Source organism: Shigella sp. FC1661 (assembly GCF_001712525.1).
Classification (GTDB): domain Bacteria; phylum Pseudomonadota; class Gammaproteobacteria; order Enterobacterales; family Enterobacteriaceae; genus Escherichia; species Escherichia coli.
On sequence record NZ_MDGW01000024.1, the window covers coordinates 1 to 12,496 of the forward strand.

A 12,496-nucleotide genomic window follows, 5' to 3' on the forward strand; every position below is an offset into this window, starting at 1 on the left:
ATACCTGACACATCGCTTCAATGGGAAATTGTTGTCGCCATTGTTCGATTAACGCGTATTTTTCAGCGACTCCTGTGCAAAATACGCTGTTGCTTTTTTTAATATATCTCGCTCAAGGCGAGCTTCATTTAACGCCTTACGCAGTTGCAGAATTTCAGATTCCAGTTCAGCCACCGTGCGGGAACCAGGAGTACCGAGCCCTTTTCTGGCGGCGGTAACCCATTGTCCTAAAGTGCCTTCAGGAAGGGATAATCGGGAAGCGCCTTCACTGATCGAAAGTTGATTTTCAAGAACCGTTCTGACAGCTTCGGCTTTGAACTCTTTAGAGTAACGTTGGTTTTTTCTGCTCATTATTAGCTCCTTCTGATGCCATTCTATTTCAGGAAGGAGTGTCCGTTAAACTCAGGCTACCTCAATCTTAAACTACCGGAATGAACTGCTGCATGGAGAAACGCTTTACCTAGATAATCCAAGATCCAACAAAAAAGGAAGAATCGTGCGCACAGTTGATAACTATATCGCCCTGCTCTGTTCGTTGTTACGTTTTGCGTATCAGTCGGGATTTATATCAACCAAACCATTTGAAGGAGTAAAAAAATTACAGCGAAACAGAATAAAACCTGACCCGTTATCTAAAACAGAATTCAATGCATTAATGGAAAGTGAAAAAGGACAGAGCCAAAACTTGTGGAAATTTGCCGTTTACTCCGGGCTTCGTCACGGGGAACTGGCAGCTCTGGCGTGGGAGGATGTGGATTTCGAGAAGGGAATTGTGAATGTCAGAAGAAACCTGACGATACTTGATATGTTCGGTCCCCCAAAAACAAATGCCGGGATCCGGACGGTAACATTACTGCAGCCGGCTCTTGAAGCACTGAAGGAGCAATACAAACTGACCGGGCATCATCGCAAAAGCGAAATCACTTTTTATCATCGGGAGTACGGCAGAACTGAAAAGCAAAAACTGCATTTTGTTTTCATGCCCAGGGTGTGTAACGAAAAACAGAAACCTTATTACTCGGTAAGCAGTTTGGGTGCAAGATGGAATGCAGCAGTAAAACGTGCTGGTATTCGCCGCCGTAATCCGTACCATACGCGACATACTTTTGCCTGCTGGCTGTTGACGGCAGGAGCGAACCCGGCATTTATAGCCAGCCAGATGGGGCATGAAACTGCGCAAATGGTGTATGAAATTTACGGTATGTGGATTGATGACATGAACGACGAACAGATAGCCATGTTGAATGCGCGGTTATCGTAGTTGCAAAGTTTGCCCCCAATTTGCCCCATTTAGTACCAGAGAACTGAAATAATGCAAGAAAATCAACAAATTACAAAGAAAGAACAATACAACCTGAACAAATTACAAAAACGTCTACGTCGTAACGTGGGCGAAGCCATTGCTGACTTCAATATGATTGAAGAAGGCGATCGCATCATGGTTTGCCTCTCAGGGGGTAAAGACAGCTATACCATGCTGGAGATTCTGCGCAATTTGCAGCAAAGCGCGCCAATCAATTTTTCGCTGGTGGCTGTTAACCTCGATCAAAAGCAACCGGGCTTCCCAGAACACGTTCTGCCCGTGTATCTTGAAAAGCTGGGCGTTGAGTACAAGATTGTCGAAGAGAACACTTACGGTATCGTGAAAGAGAAGATTCCAGAGGGCAAAACCACTTGCTCACTGTGTTCTCGCCTTCGTCGCGGTATCCTTTATCGTACCGCAACGGAACTGGGGGCGACGAAGATCGCGCTGGGTCACCATCGTGACGATATCCTGCAGACGTTGTTCTTAAATATGTTCTACGGCGGCAAGATGAAAGGTATGCCTCCGAAACTGATGAGCGATGATGGCAAACATATCGTTATTCGTCCGCTGGCCTACTGCCGCGAGAAAGATATTCAGCGATTTGCCGATGCAAAAGCGTTCCCGATTATTCCGTGCAACCTGTGCGGTTCACAGCCTAACCTGCAACGTCAGGTGATTGCTGACATGTTGCGTGACTGGGATAAACGTTATCCAGGGCGTATCGAGACGATGTTCAGCGCGATGCAGAATGTGGTGCCGTCGCATCTGTGCGATACCAACCTGTTCGATTTCAAAGGCATCACCCACGGTTCTGAAGTGGTTAACGGGGGTGATCTGGCGTTTGATCGCGAAGAGATCCCACTACAACCGGCGGGCTGGCAGCCAGAAGAAGAGGAAAATCAGTTGGATGAGTTACGGCTGAATGTGGTTGAAGTGAAATAACCAGGATAGCGCCCGATGCGCAAGCGTATCGGGCTACTCTTATGGAGGCCGGATAAGACGCGGCCAACGTCGCATCCGGCAATGCCGAAGAAGATGTTTACTCTTGCACCCGGCAATTCAACATTTCATTATTTTAATAACCGCACCCGGCACGTTTTTCCTTTAATCTTCCCGCCCTGTAACTGTTTCCATGCTTTATGAGCAACAGCCTGACGGACCGCGACATAGACATGCGCCGGATGCACGGCGATTTTGCCAATATCTGCGCCATCAAGCCCGATATCTCCTGTCAGTGCACCTAATACATCACCCGGGCGCATTTTGGCTTTTTTCCCGCCATCGATACACAACGTTGCCATTTCTGCTTCCAGCGGCACAATGGAACTATTAGCTGGCGGCGTTTGCCAGTTAAGTTTTATCTGCAACATGTCAGAAATGATATTGGCCCGCTGTGCTTCTTCCGGAGCACAGAAACTGATCGCCAGACCGCTATTTCCTGCACGAGCTGTACGGCCGATGCGATGTACATGAACTTCAGGGTCCCACGCCAGCTCAAAGTTCACCACCAGCTCAAGCGATTTAATATCCAGACCACGCGCAGCAACATCAGTCGCAACCAGTACACGGGCGCTACCGTTAGCAAAACGTACCAGGGTCTGATCGCGATCGCGTTGCTCCAAATCGCCGTGTAATGACAATGCACTTTGCCCTACTTCATTCAGCGCGTCGCAGACAGCCTGGCAATCTTTTTTGGTATTGCAAAACACCACGCAAGAGGATGGCTGATGCAAGCTTAATAACCGTTGCAACAGAGGAATTTTGCCTTTGCTGGATGTCTCATAAAATTGTTGTTCAATGGGTGGCAAAGCATCTGTTGAGTCAATTTCAATCGCCAAAGGATCGCGTTGCACTCGTCCGCTGATTACGGCGATGGCTTCCGGCCAGGTTGCCGAAAACAGAAGCGTCTGTCGAGATGCAGGCGCAAAACGGATGACATCATCAATGGCATCGCTAAATCCCATATCCAGCATGCGGTCGGCCTCATCCATCACCAAAGTATTCAGCGCATCCAGTGATACCGTGCCTTTTTGCAAGTGATCCAGCAAACGACCCGGCGTTGCCACGATAATATGCGGCGCATGTTGCAACGAATCACGCTGCATACCGAACGGTTGACCACCGCACAACGTCAAAATTTTGGTATTTGGCAGAAAACGCGCCAGCCGACGCAATTCACCTGCCACCTGATCCGCCAGTTCACGCGTAGGACACAGCACTAAAGCCTGGGTTTGAAATAGCGACGCATCAATTTGCTGTAACAAGCCGAGGCCAAAAGCCGCCGTTTTGCCGCTGCCGGTTTTCGCCTGCACGCGAACATCTTTTCCGGCAAGGATCGCCGGAAGCGTGGCGGCCTGCACCGGCGTCATAGTTAAATAACCCAACTCATTAAGGTTCGTGAGTTGGGCGGGAGGCAAAACATTCAGGGTAGAAAAAGCGGTCACAATCTATTCTCGTGGTCATCGACGCAAAGTTAGCAGGCGCGTATCCTCGCAGATCTACGCTCACGATGCGACAATTTAATCGGTTCTTCATCGGGTGGTGGGTCAGGCATGGGTTGCGGGCGAGGGATCGGATCGGGCACTGGAACAGGATCGCCAGGAATCGGTTCAGGGACAGGAATTTGCAAATAAATAAGTGTCGTCATATTTCCCTCCGGTCATTGGGTGGACTCTTAAAGGGTAGACGCTGATAAATAACAGGCAAAAAAAAGCCGACTCATCAAAGTCGGCGTCGTACGAATCAATTGTGCTATGCAGTAATTCAAAAAAGGAAGTAAGACAATATGGAGCGCAACGCCCATCGCTTGACGTTGCATTCACCTGCAAGGGAGATATTGCCCTGAATGGGTAGAGAGTTTATTGACTTCGCTCAAACTTTGCGGCGTTTTTGTATACAGACAGCCGGAAAAATTGCTTTTGTTACAACCATTTACTACGATGCAACCATAAAGCAACACCACCAATAAGAACAACTAACAGAATACAAAAAATTGAAAATCCGAATTGCCACCCGCCGCCAGGGATCCCACCAAGGTTGACGCCAAATAACCCTGTCAGAAAGGTACTGGGTAAAAAGACCATTGCCATCAATGACATTGTATAGGTACGACGAGCTAAATTTTCCTGCATCACCTGAGCGATTTCATCCGCCATCACGCCAGTCCGTGCTATACAGGCGTCGATTTCGTCAAGACCGCGCCCAAGGCGATCGGCAATATCCTGCATCCGACGGCGTTGGTCATCGCTCATCCACGGCAAACGTTCACTGGCAAGACGAGCATAAACATCACGTTGCGGTGCCATATAGCGACGCATCACGATTAATTGTTTGCGCAGCAGAGCCAGGAATCCACGCGGTGGAATTTGCTGATCAAGGAGATTATCTTCAAGGTCGATAATTTTATCGTGCAGCTGCTCGATAAATTCGCTGGAATGATCGGTCAACGCATCGCACACATCCACCAGCCACCCTCCGCAATCGGTCGGACCCGTGCCCTCTTCCAGATCGCTCACCACATCGTCCAGCGCCAGCACTTTGCGTTGTCGGGTCGAAACAATTAACCGCCCGTCCATATATACACGCATGGCGACCAGTTGATCGGGGCGTTCATCGGTGCTGCCGTTTATACAGCGCAATGTAATCAGCGTGCCTTCACCGAGACGGCTGACTCGGGGCCGTGTGCTCTCGCCTGCCAGCGCATCACGTACGTTATTGGGAAGCAGCGGTGTTGTCGCCAGCCATTGGGCGCTATCATGGTGTACATAATTAAGGTGGAGCCAGCAGGGATGCGCTTCATCAATCACATCTGTATTTTCCAGCGGTTTAACGCCGCCTCTACCATCCAGCATCCAGGCAAATACTGCATCCGGGACATTAACGTCCGATCCCTTAATCGCTTCCACAGTGCCTCCATCATCAACGCATTATTTTGTAGTCTAGCCTTCTGGCCCTGTTACGCAACATCTCATCACCCTATTACCCTGAAATGATTAATAAAATTCTGTCTAAATTGAATACAAAAAGCAAAATGCTTTTCCGTATACAAACCGTGTGAAGTGTTAAATAGCGTCTATCATTATCAGAATTATCTGATCATATGACGTGGCTTTTTTGCGATCGGATAGCAACAAAAATTGATAAAAATAACGGGATCTCAATGATTACGCACAACTTCAATACCCTGGACTTACTCACCAGTCCTGTCTGGATTGTTTCGCCCTTTGAGGAACAGTTAATTTATGCCAATAGCGCGGCGCGACTGTTGATGCAAGACCTCACGTTTAGTCAGCTACGAACCGGACCCTATTCCGTCTCCTCACAAAAAGAACTGCCGAAATACCTCTCCGATCTGCAAAACCAACACGATATTATCGAAATCCTCACTGTTCAGCGTAAAGAAGAGGAAACAGCATTAAGCTGTCGGCTTGTTTTGCGAGAGCTGACAGAAACAGAACCGGTGATTATTTTCGAAGGTATCGAAGCGCCGGCAACGCTGGGTTTAAAAGCCAGTCGCTCGGCAAATTATCAGCGCAAAAAACAAGGTTTTTATGCGCGCTTTTTTCTGACTAACTCTGCACCAATGTTGTTGATTGACCCCTCACGAGATGGCCAAATCGTCGATGCTAACCTCGCCGCGCTCAATTTCTACGGTTATAACCATGAAACGATGTGCCAGAAACATACCTGGGAAATTAATATGCTCGGGCGTCGCGTCATGCCTATCATGCATGAAATTTCGCATTTACCCGGCGGTCATAAACCTTTGAATTTTGTTCATAAACTGGCGGATGGATCTACTCGTCATGTGCAGACCTATGCCGGGCCGATTGAAATTTATGGCGACAAGCTCATGTTATGTATTGTGCATGATATTACTGAGCAAAAACGGCAGGAGGAGCAGCTGGAACATGCTGCTCACCATGACGCGATGACCGGATTACTGAATCGGCGACAGTTTTATCACATTACGGAACCAGGCCAAATGCAGCACCTCGCCATCGCCCAGGATTACAGCTTGTTGCTCATCGACACCGATCGTTTTAAACACATTAACGATCTCTATGGGCATTCTAAAGGTGATGAGGTGTTATGCGCCCTCGCCCGCACCCTCGAAAGTTGCGCTCGCAAAGGCGATTTGGTGTTTCGTTGGGGAGGCGAAGAGTTTGTCTTATTGCTACCAAGAACCCCACTGGATACTGCGCTTTCGCTGGCTGAAACTATCCGTGTAAGCGTGGCCAAAGTGAGTATTTCGGGCTTACCACGTTTTACCGTCAGCATTGGTGTGGCGCATCACGAAGGAAATGAAAGCATCGATGAACTGTTTAAACGCGTTGATGATGCTTTGTATCGGGCGAAAAATGATGGACGCAACCGCGTGCTGGCGGCATAAGCCGCGGATGCGTCTCGAGATCAACGGCTGCGCTTAGCGTGGCGCTCCCAGTTTTCTTGCTTCGCCTGCGCCGTTTTACGTAGTGCGACGTAACACGCCCCGCTGCCGCCATGATGCGGTAGCGCGGTGCAATATGCCTGAACATCATCAAATTCGGTCAGCCAGCGCGCCACATAGCTGCGGACAATATTGGCATGCGATTTATCTTCCCGCCCTTTACCATGAATAATCAACACATTACGCAAACCATCCGCCAGGGCTTGGTGAATGAAACTGAACACCATTTTGCGGCACTCTTCCACCGGCTGGCGCAAAAGATTCAGGCTCGCCTGTTGCGGATATTTACCACTGCGCAGCTTATCCAGCACCCCATGTTGCAACCCTTCCCGCCGAAACTCCAGCGGCTGACTTAGCGGGATGATGTCGAGAAATCCGGTGGTGAGGAAATTATCAAGCTGCAGCGTGTCGATACGCTGCGGCGCACGTTGGTTACGCGTTGGATGCCAGTGGACATCTGTAGCACGTTTCAGCGGCTGGACATCTTCCATGGCGTCAAGAAACAGCGATTTGTCGTCAAGGTTCATGTTACATCCTCCCGCAATTAAGAGCGCGATATGATAACCAGACCGGGTCGGTCCAACAACGTATTACCCAAAATTCCAGTAATAAGTTCCAAATATTGCCGATATTTTAAGCAAAATGCTTATGCATGATTATTCATTCACGATATTAATAATGTAACTTATATTTTCGTGAAATCTGTCACTGAAGAAAATTGGCAACTAAAGGTTAAAACCGTTATAACACAGTCACCGGCGCAGAGGAGACAATGCCGGACTTAAGACGCGGATGCACTGCTGTGTGTACTGTAGAGTCTGGCGGATGTCGACAGACTCTATTTTTTATGCAGTTTTAACTTTGCAGATAGCCGCATTCTCGCCGGAATTGCGTGATTAATGACGGGGTCAGTGGTGTCTGGCGACTATCACGCCGCTGAATCAAATAATAGGCCGCTTTCGGTAAAATTTCGCTAACCGGCAACATCACCAGCCCCTGTCCGTGCAAGGGATCGCAGCCCATTTCTTCAGGCAGTATGCTGAGAAAATCGCTTTTTGCCACCAGACTGATACAGGCTGAGAACGTCTCGCAGACTACACCGACCTGTGGCGTTTGCGCCTGATCGTCAAGCAATTCACTCAACTGTTTGTAGTAACTGCCGTGTGGCGTCGGCATTGTCCAGCTGTAATCCAGTAACTGTTTGATCGAACGGGCACCAATGGCGGGGTGTCCCGGGCGGCAAAAGATCGCGAATTGCTTTTCCAGTAATTTCTCAAAAGTAAATTCGTGGTCGTACGGTCCCTGATAATAGGTATTGATGGTGAAATCCAATTCTCCCTGACGCAATTCATTAATCATCGACACCAGTTGCCCTTCCATAATGCGTACTTTTACCTGCGGATGCTGCTGATGAAAACGAGATATGACAGCTGGCATCAGACTGCGGGAAATACTGGCCCCCATGCCGATATTAATCTGCCCTGCCAGTTGCCCTTGTCGTTGGCGAATATCCTCTTGGGCTGCGCGCAGCTCTTCAAGAATAAGACTGGCGTGCTGATAAAAACTTTCACCGGCATCAGTTAACGTCACGCCTTTACTACGGCGAAAAAAGAGTTGCGCCGCTAATCCTTCTTCCAACTCCTGAATAGATTTACTCAGTGCCGGTTGCGACATATTCAACATTCGGCTCGCTCCGCGAATGCTGCCCTGACGAGCCACTTCAACAAAAGCACGAATTTGATGAATTTTTACCTGAAAAGCCATGACGCCACCGATAACCGTTATTTATCAGACCAAAGAAACTGGCATCTACTTTAATGCAGATGATTGTGTCAGGGTAATTTATGAACGGTTAAAACTGTGAAAAATCAGTTAGTGATAAGTAAAAACTATCGCTACGTGAACCGGGTCACACTTTTTACTGATGACGGGAAAGGTTATGGAGTCTTTGAATCAATTTGTTAATTCGCTTGCCCCAAAATTATCGCACTGGCGACGTGATTTTCATCACTATGCAGAGTCTGGCTGGGTGGAATTCCGCACTGCCACCCTTGTTGCGGAAGAATTGCAGCAGCTCGGCTATTCACTGGCGCTGGGCCGCGAAGTAGTTAATGAAAGTAGCCGGATGGGACTACCTGATGAACTCACTCTACAACGCGAATTCGAGCGCGCTCGTCAACAGGGTGCGCTAGCACAATGGATTGCGGTTTTTGAAGGTGGTTTCACTGGTATCGTCGCCACCCTGGATACCGGTCGCCCCGGTCCGGTGATGGCTTTCCGTGTCGATATGGACGCGCTGGATCTCAGTGAAGAGCAGGATGTCAGCCATCGCCCCTACCGCGACGGTTTTGCGTCATGTAACGCCGGAATGATGCATGCCTGTGGTCATGATGGACATACCGCCATTGGGCTTGGGCTGGCGCATACCCTTAAACAATTCGAGTCCGGACTACATGGCGTCATCAAACTGATTTTTCAGCCTGCAGAGGAAGGTACGCGTGGCGCGCGGGCGCAAAACCAGAAGACGGTCACAATGCCTTGTTGGCGGCAGCACAAGCCACTCTTGCACTGCATGCAATCGCCCCGCACAGCGAAGGAGCTTCCAGAGTAAACGTGGGCGTTATGCAGGCAGGAAGCGGTCGTAACGTTGTTCCTGCCTCGGCGTTGCTGAAAGTGGAAACACGCGGGGCCAGCGACGTCATTAATCAATATGTTTTTGACCGTGCACAACAAGCGATTCAGGGCGCAGCAACCATGTATGGTGTCGGCGTTGAAACTCGTCTGATGGGTGCAGCTACCGCCAGTTCTCCTTCGCCGCAATGGGTCGCATGGTTGCAAAGTCAGGCGGCTCAGGTCGCGGGGGTCAATCAGGCCATTGAACGTGTTGAAGCGCCTGCGGGTTCCGAAGATGCCACATTAATGATGGCCCGCGTGCAGCAACATCAAGGGCAAGCCTCCTACGTGGTGTTTGGCACACAGCTGGCGGCAGGTCATCACAACGAAAAATTCGATTTTGACGAGCAGGTTCTCGCTATTGCCGTCGAAACGCTGGCGCGCACCGCGCTCAATTTTCCCTGGACGCGAGGTATCTGATGCAGGAAATCTATCGTTTTATCGACGATGCGATTGAAGCCGATCGCCAACGTTATACCGATATTGCCGATCAAATCTGGGATCATCCAGAAACACGTTTTGAAGAGTTCTGGTCAGCGGAGCATCTGGCTTCGGCGCTGGAATCTGCAGGCTTCACCGTTACCCGCAACGTAGGCTATATCCCAAATGCCTTTATTGCTTCGTTTGGTCAAGGCAAACCGGTTATCGCCCTGCTGGGAGAATATGACGCCCTGGCAGGTTTAAGTCAGCAAGCAGGTTGCGCGCAACCTACATCCGTGACGCCCGGTGAAAATGGTCACGGTTGCGGACACAATTTGCTGGGAACCGCCGCCTTTGCCGCTGCAATAGCCGTCAAGAAATGGCTGGAACAATATGGGCAAGGCGGCACGGTGCGCTTTTATGGTTGTCCTGGCGAAGAAGGCGGCTCGGGTAAAACGTTCATGGTTCGCGAGGGGGTATTTGATGATGTGGATGCGGCACTCACCTGGCACCCGGAAGCCTTTGCCGGTATGTTCAATACCCGCACGCTGGCAAACATTCAGGCATCATGGCGCTTTAAAGGGATCGCAGCACATGCCGCGAATTCCCCTCATTTGGGACGCAGCGCCCTTGATGCCGTAACGTTGATGACCACTGGCACCAACTTCCTCAACGAACATATTATTGAAAAAGCGCGCGTACACTATGCCATCACAAATAGCGGCGGGATCTCGCCAACGTGGTCCAGGCGCAGGCAGAAGTGCTTTATCTTATCCGCGCCCCCGAAATGACCGACGTGCAGCATATTTATGATCGGGTCGCCAAAATCGCCGAAGGTGCGGCATTGATGACCGAAACCACGGTTGAATGCCGCTTCGACAAAGCCTGTTCCAGTTATCTCCCGAATCGCACCTTAGAAAATGCCATGTACCATGCCCTATCCCATTTTGGTACCCCGGAATGGAACTCCGAAGAACTGGCTTTTACGAAACAAATTCAGGCTACGCTCCCCCCCAACGATCGGCAAAACAGTCTGAATAATATCGCCGCAACCGGTGGCGAAAACGGCAAGGCTTTTGCACTACGTCATCGTGAAACGGTACTGGCGAATGAGGTCGCTCCATATGCCGCCACCGATAACGTGCTTGCGGCATCGACTGATGTCGGCGACGTCAGTTGGAAACTGCCTGTTGCCCAGTGTTTCAGCCCCTGTTTTGCCGTCGGTACACCGCTACATACGTGGCAACTGGTTAGCCAGGGGCGAACATCTATTGCTCATAAAGGAATGCTGCTGGCGGCGAAAACTATGGCAGCAACCACACTCAATCTCTTCATTGATTCAGGGCTATTGCAAGAATGCCAACAAGAGCATCAGCAAGTTACGGACACGCAACCGTATCACTGCCCTATCCCAAAAAACGTGACACCGTCATCTTTAAAATAACAACAACAACGCAAACACAACAACCGAGGAATGCCCATGAGTATGTCATCCATACCGTCGTCCTCCCAATCCGGGAAGCTCTATGGCTGGGTCGAAAGAATTGGTAACAAGGTTCCCCATCCTTTTTTGCTCTTTATCTATTTGATTATCGTACTCATGGTGACGACGGCAATTTTGTCGGCCTTTGGCGTCAGTGCGAAAAACCCGACCGATGGAACGCCGGTGGTGGTGAAAAACCTGCTCAGTGTGGAAGGATTACACTGGTTTTTACCCAATGTTATTAAAAACTTTAGCGGTTTTGCTCCACTTGGTGCGATCCTGGCGCTGGTTTTAGGTGCCGGTCTGGCGGAGCGCGTCGGCTTACTGCCAGCGCTAATGGTTAAAATGGCATCGCATGTTAATGTCCGCTACGCCAGTTATATGGTGCTGTTTATTGCTTTTTTCAGCCACATTTCTTCCGATGCGGCGTTAGTGATCATGCCACCGATGGGTGCGCTGATTTTTCTGGCGGTGGGCAGGCATCCAGTTGCAGGTTTACTGGCTGCCATTGCAGGCGTAGGTTGCGGCTTTACGGCTAATTTACTGATTGTCACAACCGACGTGTTGCTGTCGGGGATCCGCACGGAAGCGGCGGCTGCGTTCAATCCGCAAATGCACATCAGTGTAATTGATAACTGGTATTTTATGGCCAGCTCCGTAGTCGTACTGACGATTGTTGGCGGCCTGATAACCGACAAAATCATCGAGCCACGGTTAGGTCAATGGCAGGGAAACAGCGATGAGAAACTGCAGACATTGACCGAAAGTCAGCGTTTTGGTTTACGCATAGCAGGTGTCGTATCGCTACTTTTTATTGCTGCGATCGCGCTGATGGTGATCCCGGAAAACGGGATATTGCGCGATCCGATTAATCACACCGTGATGCCATCACCCTTTATTAAAGGTATCGTGCCACGGTAATGACTCCAACTTACTGATAGTGTTTTATGTTCAGATAATGCCCGATGACCTTGTCATGCAGCTCCACCGATTTTGAGAACGACAGTGACTTCCGTCCCAGCCTTGCCAGATGTTGTCTCAGATTCAGATTATGTCGCTCAATGCGCTGAGTGTAACGCTTGCTGATAACGTGCAGCTTTCCCTTCAGGCGTGATTCATACAGCGGCCAGCCATCCGTCATCCATACCACGACCTCAAAGGCCGA

At 49.7% G+C, this 12,496-nt stretch carries 9 protein-coding genes and 5 pseudogenes; 6 read left to right on the forward strand and 8 right to left on the reverse strand.

Annotated features, from left to right (window positions below):
- Positions 1–351: pseudogene (locus BFF42_RS01990) on the reverse strand (transposase); the annotation flags it as partial.
- Positions 352–409: 58 nt separating this feature from the next.
- Between BFF42_RS01990 and BFF42_RS01995 the strand changes: the two are divergent.
- Both BFF42_RS01995 and ttcA read left to right on the forward strand, forming a co-directional pair.
- Positions 410–1,261, forward strand: a pseudogene (locus BFF42_RS01995) (tyrosine-type recombinase/integrase); the annotation flags it as partial.
- 51 nt (positions 1,262–1,312) lie between these two features.
- Positions 1,313–2,248 (forward strand): tRNA 2-thiocytidine(32) synthetase TtcA, encoded by a 936-nt coding sequence (ttcA, locus tag BFF42_RS02000; protein ID WP_001157416.1) that lies wholly within the window; start codon positions 1,313–1,315, stop codon positions 2,246–2,248.
- A gap of 128 nt (positions 2,249–2,376) precedes the next feature.
- Here the strand turns inward: ttcA and dbpA are convergent, their stop codons facing one another.
- The 4 genes from dbpA to ydaN form a co-directional block, all read right to left on the reverse strand.
- A complete protein-coding gene (gene dbpA, locus BFF42_RS02005) occupies positions 2,377–3,750 on the reverse strand; it encodes an ATP-dependent RNA helicase DbpA (protein WP_000123780.1) in 1,374 nt (457 codons plus the stop codon).
- A gap of 29 nt (positions 3,751–3,779) precedes the next feature.
- A complete protein-coding gene (gene ynaL, locus BFF42_RS26735; protein WP_001296046.1) occupies positions 3,780–3,953 on the reverse strand; it encodes a proline-rich small protein YnaL in 174 nt (57 codons plus the stop codon).
- Between the two features lie 274 nt (positions 3,954–4,227).
- Complete coding sequence (zntB, locus tag BFF42_RS02010) at positions 4,228–5,211, reverse strand: zinc transporter ZntB (protein WP_000387388.1); 984 nt, start codon at positions 5,209–5,211, stop codon at positions 4,228–4,230.
- 13 nt (positions 5,212–5,224) lie between these two features.
- Positions 5,225–5,272 (reverse strand): protein YnaN, encoded by a 48-nt coding sequence (gene ydaN, locus BFF42_RS27175; RefSeq protein WP_211180494.1) that lies wholly within the window; start codon positions 5,270–5,272, stop codon positions 5,225–5,227.
- Positions 5,273–5,465: 193 nt separating this feature from the next.
- Here ydaN and dgcM point away from each other — a divergent pair, with 193 nt between their 5' ends.
- Positions 5,466–6,698, forward strand: coding sequence for a diguanylate cyclase DgcM (gene dgcM / locus BFF42_RS02015; RefSeq protein WP_039060229.1), 1,233 nt, complete (start codon positions 5,466–5,468; stop codon positions 6,696–6,698).
- Positions 6,699–6,718: 20 nt separating this feature from the next.
- Here the strand turns inward: dgcM and smrA are convergent, their stop codons facing one another.
- Both smrA and BFF42_RS02025 read right to left on the reverse strand, forming a co-directional pair.
- A complete protein-coding gene (smrA, locus tag BFF42_RS02020; RefSeq protein ID WP_001046827.1) occupies positions 6,719–7,282 on the reverse strand; it encodes a DNA endonuclease SmrA in 564 nt (187 codons plus the stop codon).
- A gap of 328 nt (positions 7,283–7,610) precedes the next feature.
- Positions 7,611–8,519: a LysR family transcriptional regulator gene (locus BFF42_RS02025; RefSeq protein ID WP_000885456.1), complete on the reverse strand. Its 909-nt coding sequence runs from the start codon at positions 8,517–8,519 to the stop codon at positions 7,611–7,613.
- A gap of 175 nt (positions 8,520–8,694) precedes the next feature.
- Here BFF42_RS02025 and BFF42_RS02030 point away from each other — a divergent pair.
- From BFF42_RS02030 to BFF42_RS02040, 3 pseudogenes are all read left to right on the forward strand, one after another.
- Positions 8,695–9,848 (forward strand): annotated as a pseudogene (locus BFF42_RS02030) (amidohydrolase).
- Positions 9,848–11,292: pseudogene (gene abgB / locus BFF42_RS02035) on the forward strand (p-aminobenzoyl-glutamate hydrolase subunit AbgB). Before BFF42_RS02030 ends, abgB begins: the two co-directional pseudogenes overlap by 1 nt.
- A gap of 36 nt (positions 11,293–11,328) precedes the next feature.
- Positions 11,329–12,246: pseudogene (locus tag BFF42_RS02040) on the forward strand (AbgT family transporter); the annotation flags it as partial.
- A gap of 16 nt (positions 12,247–12,262) precedes the next feature.
- Here BFF42_RS02040 and BFF42_RS02045 read toward each other — a convergent pair.
- Positions 12,263–12,496: IS1 family transposase (locus tag BFF42_RS02045; protein WP_001393844.1), on the reverse strand; the 234-nt coding region annotated here is incomplete at its 5' end.

Excerpts from the sequence above, each read along its gene's own strand:
- ttcA (WP_001157416.1), top strand. The coding sequence starts at position 1,313 with ATGCAAGAAAATCAACAAATTACAAAGAAAGAACAATACAACCTGAAC.
- dgcM (WP_039060229.1), top strand. The coding sequence starts at position 5,466 with ATGATTACGCACAACTTCAATACCCTGGACTTACTCACCAGTCCTGTC.
- smrA (WP_001046827.1), bottom strand. The coding sequence starts at position 7,282 with ATGAACCTTGACGACAAATCGCTGTTTCTTGACGCCATGGAAGATGTC.
- ynaL (WP_001296046.1), bottom strand. The coding sequence starts at position 3,953 with ATGACGACACTTATTTATTTGCAAATTCCTGTCCCTGAACCGATTCCT.
- BFF42_RS02025 (WP_000885456.1), bottom strand. The coding sequence starts at position 8,519 with ATGGCTTTTCAGGTAAAAATTCATCAAATTCGTGCTTTTGTTGAAGTG.